General features: G+C 74.3%; 18 protein-coding genes. 15 read left to right on the forward strand and 3 right to left on the reverse strand.

Features of this window, described 5'->3' with window-relative positions; translation table 11 throughout:
• Positions 1-44: 44 nt before the first annotated feature.
• Together AC0IVP_RS05440 and AC0IVP_RS05445 are read left to right on the forward strand one after the other, a co-directional pair.
• Positions 45-2,492, forward strand: a complete 2,448-nt coding sequence (locus AC0IVP_RS05440) for a RelA/SpoT family protein (protein WP_471755109.1) — start codon at positions 45-47, stop codon at positions 2,490-2,492.
• A 43-nt stretch (positions 2,493-2,535) separates the two neighbouring features.
• Entirely contained in the window at positions 2,536-3,684 is a 1,149-nt protein-coding gene (locus AC0IVP_RS05445; RefSeq protein ID WP_471755111.1) for a heparan-alpha-glucosaminide N-acetyltransferase domain-containing protein, read from the forward strand.
• On the opposite strand, the gene AC0IVP_RS05450 is transcribed toward AC0IVP_RS05445, so the two are convergent.
• Positions 3,674-4,222 carry a DUF3105 domain-containing protein gene (locus tag AC0IVP_RS05450; RefSeq protein WP_471755113.1) on the reverse strand — a complete coding sequence of 183 codons (549 nt, stop codon included), beginning with the start codon at positions 4,220-4,222 and terminating at the stop codon, positions 3,674-3,676. The two genes, AC0IVP_RS05445 and AC0IVP_RS05450, sit on opposite strands and share 11 nt — an antisense overlap.
• On the reverse strand, positions 4,219-5,067 hold the full coding sequence (locus tag AC0IVP_RS05455) for a peptidylprolyl isomerase (RefSeq protein ID WP_471755115.1): 849 nt from the start codon (positions 5,065-5,067) through the stop codon (positions 4,219-4,221). The genes AC0IVP_RS05450 and AC0IVP_RS05455 overlap by 4 nt, the downstream gene beginning before the upstream one ends.
• Before the next feature lie 144 nt (positions 5,068-5,211).
• On the opposite strand from AC0IVP_RS05455, the gene AC0IVP_RS05460 reads away from it, so the two are divergent.
• From AC0IVP_RS05460 to AC0IVP_RS05480, 5 genes are read left to right on the forward strand one after another with little or no spacing between them, the layout of a single operon-like run.
• Positions 5,212-5,898, forward strand: coding sequence for an MBL fold metallo-hydrolase (locus AC0IVP_RS05460; protein WP_056299537.1), 687 nt, complete (start codon positions 5,212-5,214; stop codon positions 5,896-5,898).
• The gene (gene hisS / locus AC0IVP_RS05465) at positions 5,895-7,157 is read left to right on the forward strand and encodes a histidine--tRNA ligase (protein ID WP_471755117.1); all 1,263 of its coding nucleotides are present in this window, start codon (positions 5,895-5,897) and stop codon (positions 7,155-7,157) included. Before AC0IVP_RS05460 ends, hisS begins: the two co-directional genes overlap by 4 nt.
• Positions 7,154-8,146: an aldo/keto reductase gene (locus AC0IVP_RS05470; RefSeq protein ID WP_471755119.1), complete on the forward strand. Its 993-nt coding sequence runs from the start codon at positions 7,154-7,156 to the stop codon at positions 8,144-8,146. Before hisS ends, AC0IVP_RS05470 begins: the two co-directional genes overlap by 4 nt.
• A gap of 28 nt (positions 8,147-8,174) precedes the next feature.
• Positions 8,175-9,935, forward strand: a complete 1,761-nt coding sequence (gene aspS, locus AC0IVP_RS05475) for an aspartate--tRNA ligase (protein WP_471755121.1) — start codon at positions 8,175-8,177, stop codon at positions 9,933-9,935.
• A 33-nt stretch (positions 9,936-9,968) separates the two neighbouring features.
• Entirely contained in the window at positions 9,969-11,054 is a 1,086-nt protein-coding gene (locus AC0IVP_RS05480; RefSeq protein WP_471755123.1) for a pyridoxal-phosphate-dependent aminotransferase family protein, read from the forward strand.
• A 758-nt stretch (positions 11,055-11,812) separates the two neighbouring features.
• On the opposite strand, the gene AC0IVP_RS05485 is transcribed toward AC0IVP_RS05480, so the two are convergent.
• Complete coding sequence (locus tag AC0IVP_RS05485; RefSeq protein ID WP_471755125.1) at positions 11,813-12,691, reverse strand: aldo/keto reductase; 879 nt, start codon at positions 12,689-12,691, stop codon at positions 11,813-11,815.
• A gap of 64 nt (positions 12,692-12,755) precedes the next feature.
• Between AC0IVP_RS05485 and AC0IVP_RS05490 the strand changes: the two genes are divergently transcribed.
• From AC0IVP_RS05490 to AC0IVP_RS05525, 8 genes are all read left to right on the forward strand, one after another.
• Positions 12,756-14,102, forward strand: coding sequence for a replication-associated recombination protein A (locus AC0IVP_RS05490; protein WP_471755127.1), 1,347 nt, complete (start codon positions 12,756-12,758; stop codon positions 14,100-14,102).
• 95 nt (positions 14,103-14,197) lie between these two features.
• Positions 14,198-14,623, forward strand: a complete 426-nt coding sequence (locus AC0IVP_RS05495; protein ID WP_471755129.1) for a DUF948 domain-containing protein — start codon at positions 14,198-14,200, stop codon at positions 14,621-14,623.
• Entirely contained in the window at positions 14,623-14,928 is a 306-nt protein-coding gene (locus tag AC0IVP_RS05500) for a hypothetical protein (RefSeq protein WP_056299567.1), read from the forward strand. The genes AC0IVP_RS05495 and AC0IVP_RS05500 overlap by 1 nt, the downstream gene beginning before the upstream one ends.
• Before the next feature lie 60 nt (positions 14,929-14,988).
• Positions 14,989-17,658 carry an alanine--tRNA ligase gene (gene alaS / locus AC0IVP_RS05505; RefSeq protein ID WP_471755131.1) on the forward strand — a complete coding sequence of 890 codons (2,670 nt, stop codon included), beginning with the start codon at positions 14,989-14,991 and terminating at the stop codon, positions 17,656-17,658.
• A 34-nt stretch (positions 17,659-17,692) separates the two neighbouring features.
• The gene (gene ruvX / locus AC0IVP_RS05510) at positions 17,693-18,130 is read left to right on the forward strand and encodes a Holliday junction resolvase RuvX (protein WP_471755203.1); all 438 of its coding nucleotides are present in this window, start codon (positions 17,693-17,695) and stop codon (positions 18,128-18,130) included.
• A complete protein-coding gene (gene mltG / locus AC0IVP_RS05515) occupies positions 18,127-20,064 on the forward strand; it encodes an endolytic transglycosylase MltG (RefSeq protein ID WP_471755133.1) in 1,938 nt (645 codons plus the stop codon). The genes ruvX and mltG overlap by 4 nt, the downstream gene beginning before the upstream one ends.
• The gene (locus tag AC0IVP_RS05520) at positions 20,061-20,867 is read left to right on the forward strand and encodes a shikimate dehydrogenase (RefSeq protein ID WP_471755135.1); all 807 of its coding nucleotides are present in this window, start codon (positions 20,061-20,063) and stop codon (positions 20,865-20,867) included. Before mltG ends, AC0IVP_RS05520 begins: the two co-directional genes overlap by 4 nt.
• A 161-nt stretch (positions 20,868-21,028) precedes the next feature.
• Complete coding sequence (locus tag AC0IVP_RS05525; protein ID WP_471755137.1) at positions 21,029-21,556, forward strand: prepilin peptidase; 528 nt, start codon at positions 21,029-21,031, stop codon at positions 21,554-21,556.
• Positions 21,557-21,564: the final 8 nt, after the last annotated feature.

Below are 21,564 nucleotides of genomic sequence, written 5' to 3' on the forward strand. Positions count from 1 at the left end.
TAGCATGGTGAGGGTCCCGTCCCGCCGGACCCGAGGAGTGACCCGTGGCCTCTGACGTCGTCGCCCCCAGCACCGGCACGGCCCCCGCGGGAGCCCCGGCCGTCGAGCCCATCGTGGCCGAGAAGGCCGAGCGGGCCGAGCGGGCCGCCCTGCCCGAGCGGCCCGCCGTCCAGCGCCCGGACCACACCCGGCCCGTCGAGGTGCCGGACGAGCCGCAGGGCACGCTGCTGGACACGGTGCCCCGTCGCCGGGTCCGGGACCGGTTGGCCCGCCGCATCGTCGCCGGCCAGCGCTCGACCGTGGTGCGCCCGGTCCTGGAGCCGCTGGCCTCGCTGCACCGGACCAGCCACCCCAAGGCCGACCTGGCCCTGCTGCAGCGCGCCTACGACGTGGCCGAGGAGGCCCACTCCAGCCAGAAGCGCAAGTCCGGGGACCCCTACATCACCCACCCGCTCGCCGTCGCCACGGTGCTGGCCGGGCTGGGGATGGACACCACCACGCTGGTCGCCGCGCTGCTGCACGACACCGTCGAGGACACCGGCGTCGGGCTGGACACCATCACCGCCGACTTCGGTCCCGAGGTCGCGCACCTCGTCGACGGGGTCACCAAGATCGACAAGGTCAGCTTCGGGGACGGCGCCCAGGCCGAGACGATCCGCAAGATGATCGTGGCGATGGCCCGCGACCCGCGGGTGCTGGTCATCAAGCTGGCCGACCGGCTGCACAACATGCGCACGCTGCGCTTCCTCCCGCCGGAGAAGCAGGAGAAGAAGGCGCGCGAGACGCTGGAGATCCTCGCCCCGCTGGCCCACCGGCTGGGCATGAACACCATCAAGTGGGAGCTCGAGGACCTCGCGTTCGCGACGCTCTACCCCAAGCGCTACGACGAGATCGTCCGGCTGGTCGCCGAGCGGGCGCCGTCCCGGGACACCTACCTGTCCGAGGTGACCTCGGCGGTCACCGAGCAGCTCAAGGGCGCCAAGGTCGAGGCCACCGTCACCGGCCGGCCCAAGCACTACTACTCGATCTACCAGAAGATGATCGTCCGCGGCCGGGACTTCACCGACATCTGGGACCTGGTCGGCATCCGCATCCTGGTCGACTCGGTGCGCGACGTGTACGCGGCGCTGGGCATCATGCACGCGCACTGGCAGCCGGTGCCCGGCCGCTTCAAGGACTTCGTGGCGATGCCGAAGTTCAACATGTACCAGTCGCTGCACACCACGGTGATCGGCCCGCAGGGCAAGCCCGTCGAGCTGCAGATCCGTACGCACGACATGCACCGCACCGCCGAGTACGGCATCGCGGCGCACTGGAAGTACAAGGAGAAGGCCAAGGGCGGCGCGGTCGCCCCGCCCAAGCCCGGGTCCTCCGGTGACGACATGCTGTGGCTGCGCCAGCTGCTGGACTGGCAGCGCGAGGCCCAGGAGCCCGGGGAGTTCCTGGAGACCCTGCGCTACGACCTGGGCCCGCAGGAGGTCTTCGTCTTCACGCCCAAGGGCGACGTCATCAGCCTGCCGGGCGAGGCCACCCCCGTCGACTTCGCCTTCGCCGTGCACACCGAGGTCGGCTACCGCTGCATCGGGGCCCGGGTGAACGGCTCGCTGGTCTCCCTGGACAGCAAGCTCGCCAACGGCGACGTCGTGGAGGTCTTCACCTCCCGCTCGCCCACGGCGGGCCCCAGCCGGGACTGGCTGGAGTTCGTCGGCTCCTCCCGCGCACGGACCAAGATCCGCCAGTGGTTCACCAAGGAGCGCCGCGAGGACGCCATCGAGGCCGGCAAGGACGCGCTCACCAAGGCGATGCGCAAGGCCGGGCTCCCGCTGCAGCGGCTGATGGGCGGGGAGGCGCTGGCCACCCTGGCCGCCGACCTGCACCACGCCGACGTCAGCGCGCTCTACGCCGCGGTGGGGGAGAACCAGGTCTCGGCCTCCTCGGTCGTGGAGAAGCTGCTGGTCGCCCTGGGCGGCTCGGAGGGTGCCACCGAGGACATCGCCGAGACCGCGATCCCGACCAAGCGCACCGTCGCCCGCACCGCCGGCGGCGACCCGGGTGTGCTCGTCGTCGGGATGACCGACGTGTGGGCCAAGCTCGCCAAGTGCTGCACCCCGGTCCCCGGGGACGACATCCTCGGGTTCGTCACCCGCGGGGGCGGCGTCAGCGTGCACCGCACCGACTGCACCAACGCCGAGGACCTCGAGCGCAAGCCCGAGCGCCTGGTCGAGGTCGAGTGGGCCTCGGCTCCGGGGTCGGTGTTCCTGGTCGCCATCCAGGTCGAGGCGCTGGACCGGCACCGGCTGCTGTCCGACGTCACCAAGGCCCTCGCCGACGAGCGGGTCAACATCCTGTCCGCCTCGGTGCAGACCAGCCGGGACCGGGTGGCGATCAGCCGGTTCACCTTCGAGCTGGCCGACCCGGCGCACCTGGGCGCGGTGCTGCAGACCGTGCGCAACGTGGACGGGGTCTTCGACGTCGAACGCGTCACCGCCTAGCCGTACACCCAGCCCGCACAGCGGGCTGACCTAACCTGCCCCGGTGACCGCCACCGTCGACCGCGCCGACGCACCACCGGCCCCACGGCGGTTCCGGCCGGCCTGGCGCACGCCCGACCCGCGTCGCCTGCGCGGCGTCGACGTGGCGCGGGGACTGGCCGTGCTGGGCATGTTCGGGGCACACCTGCTGACCACCGACGAGCTGGTGTGGACCGACCCCTCGACCTGGTCCGGGCTCGTGGACGGCCGCTCCTCGATCCTGTTCGCCACCCTGGCCGGGGTGTCGGTGGGGCTGCTCACCGGCCGGACCACACCGCCCGAGGGCGAGGCGCTGGTCCGCGCCCGGCTGGTGCTGCTCACCCGGGCGGCGCTGCTGCTGGCCCTGGGCGGGCTGGTGCAGCTGCTGGTCGTGCCGGTGGCGGTGATCCTGGAGTTCTACGCGGTCCTGGTCGTGCTGTGCATCCCGCTGCTGCGCTGGCGCGTGCGTTCCCTGCTGGCACTGGCGGCCGGCCTCGTGCTGGTGGTCAACCCGCTGTACCACCAGGTGCTGCTGCCCTGGGTGTACGCCGACACCGGCGGCGGGGGAGTGCTCGGTCAGCTGGGGTTCACCGGGGTCTACCCCGTCGCCACCTGGGCGGCGTTCGTGGCGACCGGCCTGGCCGTCGGCCGCAGCGACCTGACCACCGTCCGGGTCCGGGCCACGCTGGTCCTGGTGGGCTCGGCGCTGGCCGTCCTCGGGTACGGCGCAGCCGGCGTCGCGCAGGTGACCCCGGGCGCCGTCGACGAGCAGGCCGCGTTCGCCGAGGACCCCTCCTGGCGGGACCTGGTGCCCCCGGCCGACCAGCTGCTGCTCGCCCTGCCGCACAGCAACACCCCGGCCGAGACGATCGGCTCCGGTGGGTTCGCGCTGCTGGTCCTGGGGGTGTGCCTGCTGGTCGCCGACCGGCTGCGCTGGGTGCTGCTGCCGCTGGCCTGCGTCGGGTCCATGCCGCTGTCGGCCTACTGCGCGCACCTGGTCGGCATCGCCTGGCTCGGCGAGACGCTCTTCGACTCCACCGACGACGGCGTGGGGCTGTGGCTGCGCTTCGTCGTCACCACACTGGTGGTGTGCACCCTGTGGGCCCTCGTGCTGGGCCGGGGACCGCTGGAACGGCTGGTCGCCGCGGTCACCCGGCGCGCCGTCAGGGCGTGAAGGCCGGGTTCTCGCAGGTCGCGCCGAGCTCGGGCGTCGTGTCCGGGTTGAACGTGAGCAGCGTGGTGAACGCCTCGACCGCCGGGTCCGTGCCCGAACCCGCCTGCAGCTGGTGGTTCCAGGCCTGCAGCGAGACCGGCACGCCCAGGTCCGGGTACGGCGACAGCATCGTCCCGGGACGGCCCTCGACCAGCGCGGTGAGCGCCTCGACGTCGGCGTCGGTGGCCAGACCCGGGTCGTAGGCCACCCACACGGCCCCGTGCTCCAGCGAGTGCACGGCGTTCTCCGGCCGCAGCTCGGTGTCGTAGACGGTGCCGGTGCAGTCGGCCCAGCTGGCGTCGTGCGGACCGCCCACCGGCGGGGACTCCGCGTAGTCGACGTCGGTGGTGACGTGCTGCTGACCCGGGGCGTAGGAGGCGACCTCGGTGCCGGCCAGGGTCACCTCGACCCGTGGTGACGCAGTGCCCTGCACCGTCGCCGTGCAGCCGGCGAGGAGCAGGGCCAGACCCGCAGCCCCGCCGGCGCGCGCCGGCCTCACGCGGCCGGGGTGACCGAGGTGATCGTCACCGGGGTGGCCGGGGCGCCGTCGTCGCTGCCGTCGGCGGTGCCGGCGGCACCGACCTGGTCCAGCACGGCCAGTCCGGCCTCGTCGATGGTCCCGAAGACCGTGTAGTCCGGGGTCAGCTGGCTGTCGCCGTAGACCAGGAAGAACTGGCTGCCGTCGGTGCCCTGACCGCTGTTGGCCATCGCCAGGACGCCGCGGCCGTAGGTCTCGGTGCCGTCGACCGCGGTCGGGAAGGTGTAGCCCGGGCCGCCGGTGCCGGTGCCGCTGGCGTCACCGCACTGCAGGACCGACAGGCCGGCGCTGGTGGTCAGCCGGTGGCAGGGGGTCTCGTCGAAGTAGCCCTGCGAGGCCAGCGACACGAAGCTGGCGGTCGCGCAGGTCGCGGTGCCGGACTGGTCCAGGGTCACCGGGATGACACCGGCGCTGGTGGTGATGGTCTCGGAGACCGTGCCCTCGGTGGGGACGTCGCCGGTCGGGGCGTCGTTGGCGGTGCCCGAGCTGCCCTGCGCGTCGTAGGTGTAGGTGCACGGCAGGGCGGTGGTGGTCTGCCCGGCCCGCTCGGCACCGGGGCCCGGCGTGGGCAGCGCGGGGTCGCTGGGGGCGGCCGAGGTGCCGGCGCCACCGTCGGCGGTCGCGGTGTCGTCGTCCCCACCCAGGCCGGTGATCAGCAGCGCGGCCCCGACGACCACGAGCACGGCCAGCGCGGTGATCCCGATCAGCAGGTTGCGGCGGCGCTTCTGGGCCTGCTCGGCCCGTCGTTCCAGCTGACGCTGCAGGTGTCGCTGGGCGGCCTGACGGCGCTGCTTGTTGCTGGGCACGGGTACGCGGGCTCCTCGGTGCGGCTGCTCGGGGACGCACGTGTGAGCCGGTCCCCGCTGGTCGAGCGGTGAGTCTAGGTGGCGCACCTGGAGGCTCCCTGCAGGCCGGGCGGGGGAGTGCCGGGCCCCGCGTAGCCTGACCCGGTGCTCATCCGCTCGTTCCCCGCCGGCGCGTTCGGCACCAACTGCTACGCCGTGGCCTCCGGGCCGGGCGCCGAGTGCGTCGTCGTCGACCCCGGGATGGAGGCCGTCGAGCCGCTGGCCCGGATGCTCGCCGAGGAACGGCTCAAGCCCGTCGCCGTCGTGCTGACCCACGGCCACCTCGACCACACCGCCTCCGTGCTGCCGGTCTGCGAGGGCTACGACATCCCCGCCTACCTGCACCCCGCCGACTCCGGGATGCTCGCCGACCCGGCCCGCTGGCACGGCCCCGCGCTGGCCCCGCTGATCACCGGCGTGCGGCTGCCCGACCCGGCCGACGTGCTGTCCCTCGAGGACGGCGCGGTGCTCTCCCTGGCCGGCGTCGACCTCACCGTCCGGCACGCACCGGGCCACACCCAGGGCTCGGTCGTCTTCACCCTGGACCTGGACGACAGCCCCGGGCTGCTCGCCGGGGACGTGCTCTTCGCCGGCTCGGTCGGTCGCGTCGACCTGCCCGGGGGCTCCTGGGAGTCGATGCTCGGCTCGCTGCGCGACGTCGTGCTGCCCCTGGACGACGCGACCGTGGTGCTCCCCGGGCACGGCGGTGCCACGACGATCGGCCGGGAGCGGGCGACCAACCCCTACCTGGCCGAGGCCGCCGCCGCCCCCACGAAGGGCCGCGGGCTGTGAGCGACCTCGTCGCCCCCAAGGGCACCTTCGACGTCCTGCCCCCGGACTCCGCGCGGTTTCTGGCCGTCCGCGAGACGCTCACCGCGCCGCTGCGGCGGGCGGGCTACGGCTACGTGGAGACCCCGGTCTTCGAGGACACCGCCGTGTTCGCCCGCGGCGTGGGGGAGTCCACCGACGTCGTCAGCAAGGAGATGTACTCCTTCACCGACAAGGGCGGCCGGTCGCTGACCCTGCGCCCCGAGCTCACCGCCGGGCTGATGCGCGCGTTCATCGAGCACCGGCTGTACTCCGGGGCGCTGCCGGTGAAGCTGTGGAGCGTCGGCTCGGCGTTCCGCTACGAGCGCCCGCAGGCCGGTCGCTACCGGCACTTCACCCAGGTCGACGTCGAGGCCCTGGGCACCGACGACCCGGCCCTGGACGCCGAGGTCGTCGCCCTGGCCGACCAGGGCTACCGCGACCTCGGGCTCACCGACTACGAGCTGCAGCTGACCTCGCTGGGCGACGCCACCTGCCGCCCGCAGTACCGCGAGCTGCTGACCGCCTTCCTGGGCCGGCTGGACCTGGACGAGGACACCCGGCGCCGGGTGGAGATCAACCCGCTGCGCGTGCTGGACGACAAGCGGCCCGAGGTGCAGGCCCAGCTGGTCGACGCCCCGCTGATGGTGGACCACCTCTCCGACAGCACCCGCGCGCACTACGACGCCGTCCGCGAGCACCTCACCGACCTGGGCATCAGCTGGGTCGAGGCGCCCCGGCTGGTCCGCGGGCTGGACTACTACACGAAGACCACCTTCGAGTTCGTGCACGGCGGGCTGGGCTCGCAGTCGGGCATCGGCGGCGGCGGCCGGTACGACGGGCTGTCCGCGGCCCTCGGCGGCCCCGACGTCTCGGGCATCGGCTACGCCGTGGGCGTGGACCGCACGATCCTCGCGGTGCAGGCCGAGGGCCTGGACATCGCGGTCGCCCCCGGGGTGCAGGCCTTCGTCGTGCCGCTGGGCGCGGCCGCGAAGAAGCTGGCCGTCACCCTGGTCGGGCAGCTGCGCGCCGCGGGCGTCTCCGCCGACACCGTCTACGGCGACCGCGGGCTCAAGGGCGCCATGAAGGCCGCCGACCGGTCCGGGGCCGCCCAGGTCGTCGTCATCGGCGACCGGGACCTCGCCGAGGGCGTCGGCCAGCTCAAGACCATGGCCACCGGCGAGCAGGTGCCGGTGCCCCTCGCTGAGCTGGTCGAACGGGTGCGTGCGACGGTGGTGTCATGACTGCTCTCGAGACCCGCCCCCTCGGCCGTACCGGCGCCGACGTCTCCGTCGTCGGCCTGGGCACCTGGCAGCTCGGTGGCGACTGGGGCGACGTCAGCTCCGAGGGCGCCGCCGAGGTGCTCGACGCCGCCCTCGACGCCGGCGTCACCCTGCTGGACACCGCCGACGTCTACGGCGACGGCCGCTCCGAGGAGCGCATCCGGCAGGCGCTGGCCGTCCGGTCCGACCGTCCCTTCGTCGCCACCAAGGCCGGCCGCCGCGCCGACCCCTTCGAGGCCGCGACCTACACCCCCGAGAACCTGCGCGCCTGGGTGGACCGCTCCCGCCGCAACCTGGGCGTGGACACCCTGGACCTGGTCCAGCTGCACTGCCCGCCGCCGGCCGTCTACTCCGACCAGCGCGTCTACGACACCCTCGACGGGTTCGTCGCCGACGGCTCGATCGCCGCCTACGGCGTCTCGGTGGAGACCGTCGCCGAGGGCCTCACCGCGCTGCAGCACGAGGGCGTGCAGACCATCCAGGTCATCCTCAACGTCTTCCGGCGCAAGCCGCTGGAGGAGCTGCTGCCCGCCGCCCGCGCCGCGCAGGTCGGCATCCTGGCCCGGGTGCCGCTGGCCTCGGGCCTGCTGACCGGCAAGTACGACGAGTCGACGACGTTCGCCGCCGACGACCACCGCAACTTCAACCGCAACGGCGAGGCCTTCGACGTCGGCGAGACCTTCTCCGGCGTGCCCTACGACGTCGGCCTGGCCGCCGCCCGCGAGGTCGCCGCCATCGCCCCCGAGGGCACCACCACCGCGGCCTTCGCGCTGCGCTGGGTCATCGACCAGCCCGGCGTCACCGCCGTCATCCCCGGCGCCCGCAACGTCGAGCAGGTCCTCGGCAACGTCGCCGCCGCCTCGCTCGCCCCGCTGACCGAGGGCCAGCTCGCCGACCTCGAGCGGGTGTACGACGAGCGCGTCCGCGCCCACGTGCACGCCCGCTGGTAAGCCCCACCTCCTCTCGAAAGGCACTCCCGTGCTCCGCACCCACGACGCCGGCACCCTCAGGGCCGCCGACGCCGGCACCACCGTCACCCTCGCCGGCTGGATCGCCCGCCGCCGCGACCACGGCGGGGTGGTCTTCCTCGACGTCCGCGACGCCTCGGGCTACGCCCAGGTCGTCGTCCGCGAGGAGGAGGCGCACGCGCTGCGCAACGAGTACTGCGTGCTCGTCACCGGGCAGGTCCAGGCCCGCCCGGCCGGCAACGAGAACCCCGAGCTGCCCTCGGGCGAGATCGAGGTCGTGGCCTCCGCGCTGGAGGTGCTGTCGTCGTCCGCGCCACTGCCCTTCCCGATCGAGAGCGCCCAGGCCGCCGGGGACGACGTCCGGTACTCCTACCGTTACCTGGACCTGCGCCGGCAGGGCCCGGCCTCGGTCCTGCGGCTGCGCTCGGAGGTCAACCGGGTGGCCCGCGGCGTCATGGCGTCCCAGGGCTTCGTCGAGGTCGAGACCCCGTCGCTGACCCGGTCCACCCCCGAGGGCGCACGTGACTTCGTCGTCCCGGTCCGGCTGCAGCCCGGGTCCTGGTACGCGCTCCCGCAGTCCCCGCAGCTGTTCAAGCAGCTGCTGATGATCGGCGGGATGGAGCGCTACTACCAGATCGCCCGCTGCTTCCGGGACGAGGACTTCCGTGCCGACCGGCAGCCGGAGTTCACCCAGCTGGACTTCGAGATGAGCTTCGTCGACCGGGACGACGTCCTGGACGTCGCCTCCTCGGTGGTCACCGCGCTGTGGGCCGAGCTCGCCGACCACCAGGTCGGGGAGATCCCGCGGATGACCTACCGCGAGGCCATGGACCGCTTCGGCTCGGACAAGCCCGACCTGCGTTTCGGCCTGGAGCTCACCGAGCTGACCTCCTACTTCGCCGACACCCCGTTCCGGGTCTTCCAGTCGCCCTACGTCGGCGCCGTCGTCATGCCCGGTGGCGGCTCGCAGCCGCGCCGCACGTTCGACGCCTGGCAGGACTGGGCCCGCTCGCGCGGGGCCAAGGGCCTGGCCTACGTCACGGTGGGCGAGGACGGGTCGCTGGGCGGCCCGGTCACCAAGAACATCTCCGACGCCGAGCGTGCCGGCCTCGTCGAGGCCATCGGTGCGCAGCCGGGGGACTGCGTGTTCTTCGCCGCCGGTGCCCGCCGGACGTCCCAGGAGCTGCTGGGCGCCGCGCGCAACGAGATCGCCAAGCGGCTGGAGCTCATCACCCCGGGCTCCTGGTCGTTCCTCTTCGTCGTGGACTTCCCGATGTTCGAGGAGACCGAGGACGGTGGCTGGACGTTCATGCACCACCCGTTCACCTCGCCCACGCCCGAGTGGCGGGACCGGTTCGCCGAGGACAAGGGCGCGGCGTTGTCCGACGCCTACGACCTGGTGATCAACGGCAACGAGTGCATGTCCGGCTCGGTCCGCATCCACGACGCCGCCCTGCAGGAGCGGGTGTTCGAGACCCTCGGCATGTCCCGCGAGGAGGCCCGGGAGCGCTTCGGGTTCTTCCTGGAGGCCTTCGCCTACGGCCCGCCGCCGCACGCCGGTGCGGCGCTGGGCTGGGACCGGCTGACGGCGCTGCTGGCCGGTGTGGACTCGATCCGCGAGGTCATCGCCTTCCCCAAGACCGGGGCCGGCTACGACCCGCTGACCGGTGCCCCGACGCCGATCAGCGACGCCCAGCGGACCGAGGCCGGCATCGACTTCGTGCCCGAGCCCGAGCCCGCGCCCGCGCCCGAGGTCGCCCCTCCCGCCTGACGATGATCAACTCGACTGGGTAACGTGCGACACATGTTGCGTGCTCGCACCCTGCTCGGACCCGGCCCCTGCAACCCCTACCCGGAGGCCACGGTCGCCCTGGGGCAGCCGCTGCTGGGGCACCTCGACCCGCTCTTCCTGCAGGTGCTGGACGAGACCTCCGACCGGCTGCGCGAGGTCTTCGGCACCGCGAACCGGCGCACGCTGCCGCTGTCGGCCACCGGCTCGGCCGGCATGGAGGCCGCCTTCGTCAACACCCTGGGCCCCGGGGACGTCGCCGTCGTCGCGGTCAACGGGCTCTTCGGCCAGCGGATGGTCGAGGTCGCCTCCCGCACCGGCGCCGAGGTCGTGCCGGTCGAGCACGAGTGGGGCCAGCCGGTGGACGCCGACCGGGTGCTGTCCGCGCACCCCGCGCCCAAGGTGATCGCGGCCGTGCACGCGGAGACCTCCACCGGCGTGGAGTCCGACATGGCCGCGCTGGGCGCCGGCAAGGGCGACGCACTGCTGGTGGCCGACTGCGTGACCTCGCTCGGGGGCATCCCGGTGGCCCTGGACGAGTGGGGCGTGGACATCGCCTACTCCGGCTCGCAGAAGTGCCTGGGCGTCGCGCCCGGGCTGGCCCCGTTCACCATCAGCGACCGGGCCTGGGAGCGTCGGATCACCCGGCCGCAGTCCTGGTACCTGGACCTGGGCCTGCTCGGTGGCTACGCAGGTGAGGCCGGCGGCTCGGGTGGCCGTACCTACCACCACACTGCGCCCACCGGCATGGTCGTGTCACTGCACGCGGGCCTGGGCCGGGTGCTGGAGGAGGGCCTGCCCGCCGTCCACGCCCGCCACGCCGCCGCCGGCGGTGCGCTGCAGGCCGGCCTCGAGGCCATGGGCATGCGGTTGTTCGCCGCCGAGGGCCACCGGCTCCCCGAGCTCACCACGGTCTGGGTGCCCGAGGGCGTCGACTCGGCCGCGGTGCGCAAGCGGTTGCTCCAGGAGTACGACATCGAGATCGGCGGCGGCGTCGGCCAGTACGCCGCGAGCGTCTGGCGGATCGGGATGATGGGCCACAACGCCCGCCCCGACACCGTCGCCCTGGTCCTGGCCGCCCTCAGCGAGGTCCTCGCCTGACCCCCTGCCGCGGTTGATCATCGTCAGGTGGTCGTCGGACACGCCCTCGGAGGTGCGTCGGCACCACCACCTGACGATGATCGACCCGCCGGTGGGCGCCAGCCGCGGCTGCGGAAGGGGTGGCGGCAGCGGTCCACGACCGTGCTGCGACCGTGGCGGGCACCGGAGCGCAGCAGGAGCCAGCCGTCGGCGCCCATCAGGAAGGACCGGTCGACGTCCCGGTCGAACTGGGCGACCTCGGCGTGGTGGCGGCCCTCGTACTCACCGAGCACCCGCCACTCCGCCACTCCTCCCAGCCCCAGTCGGTGTGCGCGACGACGCGACCGGCGCGGTCGCACACCGGGACCTGCGCCCGGACCGGTGGCAGGTCGCTGTCGGCCAGCAACCACCGGGGCCGCGACTCCGGGCGGGACATCGCCCCCGGTCCACGCGCGGGGCCACCCACCGCGCCCGCGTGATGCCCCGGACCCGGTCGGCCCGCGCGAGCCGTCCGGCCGACGACGCGGGGACCAGCATCCCGGCGCGCCAGAGGGCGTCGCCGAGGGCGCAGAGGTCCTCGGGCAGAGGCAGCGGGGCGCAGTCCAGGAAGGTCTGCGCACCGCTGGTGACGCGCAGACCGCGGTGCAGGACGCCGGCCCCCGCCGGCGCCGTACCAGCTGCCAGCGCGCCCCGACCCTCGTGACCAGCGCCAGGTGGTCGTGGCGACACGCGTCCAGCAGCGTGCCGTGTGACCACCTGACGGTGATCGACTCGAGGGGTCAGGCGGTGGTGTCGAGGCGAGCGAGGTGTTCGCTGGTCAGCTGCACGTGGGTGGCGGCTGCCGAGTCCTGGATGCTGCGCGGCTTGCTGGCGCCCGGGATGGGGATGACGACGTCGGCCTGGGCCAGGTGCCAGGCCAGGGTGACCTGGTAGACCGACACGCCCAGCTCGTCGGCGACCGCGGCGAACTCGGCGGCGGTGGTGGCCAGCGAGCCGGCGTCGCCCATGCCGCCGAAGGGGCTCCACGGGAACCACGCGATGCCGTTCGCCGCGCAGTGGGCGAGTTCGCCGGCGGAGGACCGGAAGCCGGGGGAGAACTGGTTCTGCACGCTGACGAAGGCGTCGCCGCAGATGGCGCGGGCCTCGTCGATCTGGCCGATGTCGGCGTTGGACACCCCGACCATCCGCACCTTGCCGGCGTCGTAGAGGTCCTTGAGCGCGCCCATCGAGTCCGCCCACGGCGTCTCCGGGTCCGGCCGGTGGAACTGGTAGAGGCCGATGGCGTCCACGCCCAGGGCCTGCAGCGAGGCGTCGCACGCCCGCCTGAGGTGCTCCGGGGAGCCGTCGAGGCCCCACTCGCCGCCGCCGGGCCGGGTGTGCCCGCCCTTGGTGGCGATGAGGACGTCGTCCCCACCGGCGTAGGAGCGGACCGCCGCGGCGACCGTGCGCTCGTTGTGGCCCACCTCGGTGTCGTCCAAGCAGTAGGCGTCCGCGGTGTCGATGAGGGTGACGCCGGCGTCCAGGGCCGCGTGCACGACGGCCTCGGCCGCCTCCGGTGAGGGGCGCTGGGAGGTGATGGACAGGGGCATGGCGCCCAGGCCGATGGCCGACACGGTGACCCGGCCGACGACGTCGTTGCCGATGCTGCGGTGCTGCACGAGGGGGTCCTCTCGGTTCTGGAGATGCGTCGGGTGTGTCTGCCCACGCAGGTAGCGTCGAACCGTGAGCACGCTGTTCGACCCCGAACCCGAGGAGCGGTCCACCGCCGTGGACCCCGGGGCGCCGCTCGCGGTCCGGATGCGTCCGCGCGGGCTGGACGAGGTCGTCGGGCAGAAGCACCTGCTGGGTCCCCGGGCCCCGCTGCGCCGGCTGGTCGAGGCCGACGAGCCGATGTCACTGGTCCTCTACGGCCCGCCCGGCACCGGCAAGACGACGCTCGCGCACGTGATCTCGCTGGCGACCAAGCGCTCCTTCGTGCAGCTGTCGGCCCTGGACGCGGGGGTCAAGGAGGTCCGCGCGGTCATCGCCGCGGCCAAGCGCGAGCTGGTGCACGGCAACCGGCGCACGGTGCTCTTCATCGACGAGGTCCACCGCTTCTCCAAGACCCAGCAGGACTCGCTGCTGTCGGCGGTGGAGGACCGGATCGTCAGCCTGATCGCGGCCACCACGGAGAACCCGTTCTTCTCGGTGGTCAGCCCGCTGCTGTCCCGCTCGCTGGTGCTGGCCCTGCAGTCGCTGTCCGACGCGGACGTCCGCGAGGTGCTGCACCGGGCGATCGCCTCCGACCGGGGCCTGGACGGCGCCGTCACCCTCACCGACGAGGCCGAGGAGCACCTGCTCCGGGTCGCCGGGGGCGATGCCCGCAAGGCCCTCACCGCGTTGGAGTCCGGCGCCGGTGCCGCCATGGCCGTCTCGGGGCGAGCCGGGACGGCGACCCTGGACCTCGCGACCCTGGAGACCGCCGTCGCGCAGGCCGCGGTGCGCTACGACCGGCAGGGCGACCAGCACTACGACGTGGCCAGCGCGCTGATCAAGAGCGTCCGGGGTTCCGACGTCGACGCCGCGCTGCACTACCTGGCCCGGATGGTGGAGGCGGGGGAGGACCCCCGGTTCATCGCCCGTCGGCTGGTGATCAGCGCCAGCGAGGACATCGGCATGGCCGACCCCTCCGCGCTGCAGGTCGCGGTGGCCGCCGCCGACGCGGTGGCCTTCATCGGGATGCCCGAGGGCCACTTCGCCCTCGCCCAGGCCACCGTCCACCTGGCGACGGCGCCGAAGTCCAACGCGCTCACCGTGGCCATCGGGGAGTCCGTGGGCGACGTCCGGGCGGGGCTGGCTGGGCCGGTGCCCCCGGGGCTGCGGGACGCGCACTACGCCGGGGCGAAGAAGCTCGGGCACGGCGCGACCTACAGCTACCCGCACGACCACCCCGACGGCGTGCTGGCCCAGCAGTACCCGCCGGACGCGCTGGTGGGGCGGGACTACTACCGCCCGACCGGCCGCGGGGCCGAGGCCGGCATCGGCGCGCGGCTGGCGCGGCTGCGCGCGATCGTCCGCCGTCCCCGCTGAACCGCGCACACTCTGTCGCACCCCGCGGTTAGGGTGACCCGAGCCTGGAGCAACCCGGGCGGCAGTCAGAGATCCACGACCAGGGGAGTCCACGCGTGTCCGCAGGAGAGATCGCCGGGCTCATCGCCGCCGGCGCGTTGGTGGTGTTGGTGCTGCTGCTCAGCGTGCCCGTGCTCAAGCTCGGGCGGACGCTCGACGAGACCACGCTGACCATCCGCCAGGTCCGTGAGCAGAGCCAGCCCATCCTGAGCCAGGCCTCGACGACGGTCACCCACGTCAACGCCAACCTCGAGCGCGTCGACGACATCACCGGCAACGCCGCGAACGTCTCCTCCAACGTGGCCGCGCTGACCAGCGTCTTCGCCGCCACCCTCGGCAGCCCGCTGATCAAGGCCGCCGCCTTCAGCTACGGCGTCCGCAGCGCGGTGACCAAGAAGCGCGAGGGCCAGGCCGCCGCCACCGCCCAGCGCAGCGCCAAGGACCAGCGCCGTGCCGCCCGCGCCGGCCGGCGGGCCGGCTGATGCGCCGGCTGTTCTGGCTGACCATGGGCATCACCATCGGGGTGCTCGTCGTCCGCAAGATGAGCCAGGCCGCGGAGAAGCTCACGCCGCAGTCGATCGCCGGTCAGCTGGCCGACGGCCTGCGCGACCTGGGCGACGCCATCGCCGACTTCGGCGCCGACGTGCGCGCGGCGGCCGCCTCGCGTGAGGACGAACTGCGCTCGGGCACCGGGCTGGACGCCCCGCTGCCCACCCGCGACGAGGCCAGCGCCGGCGGTCAGGCGGCCCTCGCCGCCCGTCGCGGCGCCCACTCCGCCGACTCCTGACCCGTCACACCCCGGCTCCCCGCGCACGTCCGGGGCGCCACCCCTCGAGAACGAGCTGAGATGCAGACCGCCGAGATCCGCCGCCGTTTCCTGGAGCACTTCGAGAAGCGCGGGCACACCGTGGTCCCCAGCGCCTCGCTGGTGTCCCCGGACCCCTCCCTGCTGTTCACCGTGGCCGGGATGGTGCCCTTCATCCCGTACCTGACCGGGCGGGAGCCGGCGCCGTACCCGCGCGCCACGAGCGTGCAGAAGTGCGTGCGGACCCTCGACATCGAGGAGGTCGGCAAGACCACCCGGCACGGCACGTTCTTCCAGATGAACGGCAACTTCTCCTTCGGCGACTACTTCAAGGACGGCGCCATCGAGGCGGCGTGGGCGCTGATCACCGGGTCCACCGACGACGGCGGTCTCGGCTTCGACCCCGAGCGCATCTGGGTGACCGTCTACCTCGACGACGACGAGGCCGCGCAGGCGTGGGCCCGGATCGCCGGGCTGCCCGCCGAGCGCATCCAGCGGCTGGGCAAGGACAGCAACTACTGGTCCACCGGTGCTGCGGGCCCGGCCGGCCCCTGCTCGGAGATCTTCTTCGACCGGGGCCCCGAGCACGGCCCGGACGGCGGTCCGCTGGTCGACGAGGGCGGGGACCGGTTCGTCGAGATCTGGAACCTGGTCTTCATGCAGTTCGAGCGGGGGGACGGCGAGGGCAAGGACTTCCCGATTCTCGGCGACCTGCCGAAGAAGGCCATCGACACCGGCATGGGCATGGAGCGCGTCGCGTTCCTGCTGCAGGGCGTCGAGAACATGTACGAGATCGACGAGGTCGCCCCGGTGCTGCACCGCGCCGCTGCGCTCGCCGGCGTCACCTACGGCGCCGACCACGACACCGACGTCCGCCTGCGCGTGGTCGCCGACCACGTCCGCTCCGGCCTGATGATCATCGGCGACGGCGTCACCCCCGCCAACGAGGGCCGCGGCTACGTGCTGCGCCGGCTGCTGCGCCGCGCCGTCCGCTCGATGCGCCTGCTCGGCGTCGAGGACGCCGTGCTGCCCACCCTGCTGCCGGTGAGCCGGGACGCGATGAGCCCCAGCTACCCCGGTCTGGCGACCGACTTCGACCGGATCTCCTCGGTGGCCTACGCCGAGGAGGAGGCGTTCCGGCGCACCCTGGTCGCCGGCACCACCCTCCTGGAGACCGCGGTCGTGTCGGCCAAGCAGTCCGGGGCCACCCAGCTGTCGGGGCAGCAGGCGTTCAGCCTGCACGACACCTACGGCTTCCCGATCGACCTGACCCTGGAGATGGCCGCCGAGCAGGGCGTCACCGTCGACGAGGCCGGCTTCCGGGCGCTGATGACCGAGCAGCGCGACCGCGCGCGGGCCGATGCCCGGTCCAAGCGCAGCGGTGGCGCCGACGTCTCGGCCTACCAGGAGCTGCTCGGTGTCCACGGCCCCACCGACTGGCGGGCCTACGACACCCTGCGCACGGACTCCCGGGTGCTCGCGCTGGTCGGTGACAGCCCCGTCGTCGGCCCCGGTGAGCTGACCCGCCTGGTGCTGGACACCACCCCCTTCTACGCCGAGTCCGGTGGCCAGGTCGCCGACGCCGGCCACCTGGTCTGGGACGGCGGTCGCGCCGAGGTCGTCGACGTGCAGCGCCCGGTCAAGGGGCTGGTGGCCCACCAGGTGCGGGTGCTGGAGGGCGAGCTGCGCGACGGCGTCGAGCTGACCGCCGAGGTCGACCTGGAGTGGCGCCGGTCGGCCTGCCAGGCGCACTCGGGCACCCACGTGGTGCACGCGGCGCTGCGCCGGGTGCTGGGCCCGCAGGCACTGCAGGCCGGGTCCTACAACCGGCCCGGGTACCTCCGGCTGGACTTCGCCTGGCAGGGCGCCCTGTCGGCGCAGCAGCGCACCGACATCGAGGAGGTCGCCAACGCGGCCGTCCGCGAGGACCAGGCCGTCCGGGCACTGTGGATGACGCTGCCCGAGGCCCGCGAGTTCGGTGCCCTGGCGCTGTTCGGGGAGACCTACGGCGAGCAGGTCCGCGTGGTGGAGATCGGCGGTGAGTGGTCGCGGGAGCTGTGCGGTGGCACCCACGTGCGCGGGAGCGCCCAGATCGGCCCGCTGGCGCTGACCGCGGAGAGCTCCGTGGGGTCCGGTTCGCGGCGGGTCGAGGCCGTCGTCGGTCTGGAGGCCTTCCGCTACCTGGCTCGCGAGCGGGACCTGGTCCGTCAGCTCGCCGACCTGCTCAAGGCCCCGCAGGACGGGCTCGTCGACCGGGTCACGGGCATGCTGGCCCGCCAGCGCGACGCCGAGAAGGAGCTGGCCGAGCTGCGTGGGCAGCAGACGCTGGCCGCCGCCGGTGACCTGGCGGGTTCGGCCCGCGACGTCTTCGGCGTCCGGGTGGTCACCGCCTCGCCCGCCGGCCTGTCCGGTGGGGACCTGCGCAACCTGGCCCTCGACGTGCGTGGCCGGTTGGGCAACGACACGCCGGCCGCGGTCGTGCTGGCCTCCGACGCCGGCGGCAAGGTCGCCCTCGTGGCCGCGGTGAACCCGGTGGCACAGGAGTGGGGCCTGTCGGCGAGTGACCTGCTCAAGGCCGCGGCGGCGCCGGTCGGCGGCCGCGGCGGCGGCAAGCCCGACGTCGCCCAGGGCGGCGGCACCGACCCGGCCGGCATCCCGGCGGCGCTGGCGGCCGTGGAGCACGCGGTCGGCGCGGCGGTCACCACTGCCTGAGGTGGGCGTGGAGACCGGGGCTCCGGGGGAGTTCGTGCCGGGCCGGCGGATCGGCGTCGACGTGGGCACGGTCCGGGTCGGCGTCGCGATGTCGGATGCGACCGGGTTCCTGGCCAGTCCGCTGGAGACGCTGCGGAGGGCGCGGGACCAGAGCGACCTGGACCGGCTGGCCGCCCTCGTGACGGAACACGAGGTGACGGAGGTGGTGGTGGGGGACCCGAGGCACCTCTCCGGTGCGTCAGGGGCCTCTGCCGCCGACGCACGCGCCTACGCTGGTTCACTGGCCGCGCGCATCGGGGACGTCCCGGTGCGCCTCGTCGACGAAAGGCTCTCCACCGTGACCGCAGCCAGCGACCTGCGCGCGCGCGGCATCGACGCCCGCCGTCAGCGCTCGGTGATCGACCAGGCCGCCGCCGTGGTGATCCTGCAGAGCCACCTGGATCGCGTCCGCTCCGGCGGTCGCCCCGCATGAGCGACCCCACGGACGGCTCCCGTCGCGGTGGCCGGCACTCCGGCGAGGGCGGTGGCCGGTCGGCCGCGGACTTCCTCGCCAGCTGGCACACCGGCGAGTTCGCCGCGGTGACCGACGAGCCCACCGGCCCGGTCACCGACGGCCCACGCCGTGCCCGTCGCCGCGCCGAGGAGGAGGCGGCCGCCCCGGACGCGGGCACCTCCCAGGACCCCGCTCCCCGGGCGCGGCCCAGCACGCCGGTCCCGGCCCGGCCCACCAGCCGGCCGCTGGACCCCGCCGACGAGGAGGCGACCCGGCGCACCCCGCTGGTCGCGCCCGAGACCACCGAGATGCCGGCCCGACCGGGCCCGGTCCGCCCGGGGCCCGCACGGCCGCCGGCGTCTGCGCTGTCGGGGCTGATCCTGGGCAACACCGGCCGCAACCCCCGCGTGGAGCCCGCGACCGGCCCCGCCAGGAGCCACGCGGCACCCGTCCCGCCCCCGGCGGCGCCTGTGACCGGTGCCGACGGGGACGACGACGGGGACGACGAGCCCACCGACCGGCACGCCCGGGTGCGCGACGACGCGCCCGGACCGGACCTCTTCGACCAGGAGGACGTCGCCGACCCGCGCGAGACCGGCCGCCGACGAGCAGCCCGGCACCCGGCACACGACGACCACCAGGACCACCAGGACCACCAGGACCACGCAGACCGCGACGCCGGCCGCCTCCCCGACGACGACGACCGCCGCGACGACGACCGCCGCGACGACGATTACACCGGCACCACCGCACCCGTCTGGGACGAGACCGGGGGCCTGGAGGTCATCGGCGCCGAGGTCGAGGAGGACCGCGGGCGCCGCGGCCGCCGTGCCCGGGGCGCCCGGCCGGCCCGCAAGCGCAAGGCCCGCCGCCCGATCACGATCGTGCTCTCGCTGCTGGTCCTCGTCGGGCTGGTCGCCGGGATCGTCGTCGGCGGCCAGTGGCTGCTCGGCAAGGTCAACCCCACGGCCGAGGACTACACCGGCCAGGGCACCGGTGACGTGCAGGTCCGGGTGCTGACCGGGGACTCGCTCACCGCGATCGGCCGCTCGCTGGTCGAGGCCGACGTCATCGCCTCCACCGGCCCGTTCGTGGACGCGGCGTCGGCGAACCCGGCCGCCACCGGCATCCAGCCCGGCGTCTACGGCATGCGGCTGCAGATGAGCGGGCAGGCCGCGCTGGACCGGCTGCTGGACCCCGCCGCCCGTCTGCTGTCCCGGGTGACGGTCCCGGAGGGGTACACGGTCACCCAGACGCTGCAGCGGCTCTCCGACGCCACCCAGGTGCCGTTGGCCGAGCTGCAGGCCGCCGCTGCGGACACCACCCAGCTGGGCCTGCCGGCCTGGTCGAACGGCCAGCTGGAGGGCTTCCTCTACCCGCTGACCTACGACTTCGAGCCCGAGACGACCGCGGTGCAGATGCTGCAGGCGATGGTCGCCCAGTTCGACCAGGTGGCCACCGACAGCCAGTTGGAGGCCCGGGCCGCTGCGGCCGGCCGGACGCCGTACGAGGTGCTGACCGTGGCCTCGATGGTGCAGTCGGAGACCCAGCAGGACGCCGAGCGGGTCGACGTGGCACAGGTGGTCTACAACCGGCTGGCCGCCGGCACCACCCTGGGGATCGACGCCACGCTCGCCTACGGGCTGGACAAGAGCGGCAACGACCTCACCGTCGCCGACCTCGCCTCGGACAACCCGTACAACACCCGCATCCTGCCCGGCCTGCCCCCGACGCCGATCAGCTCGCCGGGCGAGCTCAGCCTGGAGGCTGCGCTGGCCCCCAGCACCGGGGACCTCGAGTACTACGTGCTGGCCGACTCCGAGGGCAACCACTTCTTCACCTCCGACTACCAGGAGTTCCTGGCCGCACGGGACCGCTGCGCGGCCGCCGGCCTGGGCTGCGGCGCCGGGTGAGGCGGGCCGCCGTCCTCGGTCGGCCGGTCGGCCACTCGCTGTCCCCGGTGCTCCACCGGGCCGCCTACGCCGAGCTGGGCCTCACCGACTGGACCTACGAGGCCCTCGACATCGGGGCCGAGGACCTGCCGGTGCTGCTGGCCGGGCTCGACGAGGAGTGGCAGGGCTTCTCGGTGACCATGCCGTGCAAGCAGGCCGCCGTCGCCGTGGCCGACGACGTCGACGCCCTGCCCCGCTTGCTCGGTGCGGCCAACACCCTCGTCCGCACCCCCACCGGGTGGCGCGCGGAGAACACCGACGTCACCGGCGTGGGGATGGCGCTCCAGCTGGGCGGGGTCGAGTCGGTGGAGCACGCCGCGATCCTGGGCGCCGGCGGCACCGCCAGCGCCGCCGCGGTGGCCCTGGCCAGCCTGGGTGCCCAGACGGTGGACGTCGTCGTCCGGGACCCCGAGCGGGCCGCCGGCGTCGTCGCGGTGCTCGACGCCCTGGAGGTCACCGCCCGGGTCGCCACCTTCGCCGACACCCCCGAGGTCGCCGCCCCCGTGGTGGTGAGCACCGTCCCCGCCGACGGGCAGACGACGGTCGCCGGCCTGCACTGGCAGCCGGGCCAGACCGTCCTGGACGTGCTCTACGCCGGCTGGCCGACGCCACTGGCCCAGGCCGTCGAGGCCGCCGGGGGCCGGACGGTGCACGGCATCGAGGTGCTGTTCTGGCAGGCCACCGTGCAGGTCGAGCTGATCACCGGGCACCCGGCGCCGATCGCGGCCATGCGGGCCGCGCTCGACGCGAGTCTGCGGCCCTGACCGCACTGACGGCCGGCGCCGCCCTGCTGGGTGCGGTGCTGGGTCCGTGGCTGGCCGGCGTCACCGTCCGTCTGGTGGCCGGGTACCGGGTCGCCGGGCGCCCGGGCTCCGTCGCGGCCCCCGGGGTCCGCACGCGCCGGACCGCCTCTGCCCGGGCGTCCGTGTCCACGGCGCTCGTGACCGCGGGGCTCTTCGCGGGTGCGGCGCTGCTGACCGGACCCCGGCCGGTCCTGGTCGGCCTGGTGTGGGTCGCCGGGTCGGCCGTCGTGCTGGCCGGCGCCGACACCGCCGTGCACCGGTTGCCCGACGTGGTCGTGCTCCCGGCCCTGGGGGTGCTCGCGGCGGCCGTGGTCGTCGACGCGGTCGCCGTGGGCACGGCACAGCCGGCCCTGGACGGGCTGTGGTGCGCCCTGGTCGCGTTCGGCGTCGCCGCGCTGCTCCGGCTGCTCCGCCCGGACGCGCTGGGCTTCGGCGACGTCAAGCTGCTGGCGGTGCTCGGGCTCGCGCTGGGCTGGCGCGGTGGGGGCGCCCTGCTGGTGACCGGCGTCTTCCTCGGGATGCTGGCGGGGGCGCTCGGCGCGCTGGTGCTGGTGGCCCTGCGCCGCGCCGGGTGGCGCTCCGCGGTGCCCTTCGGGCCGCCGCTGCTGGTCGGCACGGCGGCGGCGTTCGCCCTGGCCGGACCTCTCTGAGCAGGTCC

The sequence above is a fragment of the Klenkia sp. AC732 genome (assembly GCF_979256525.1).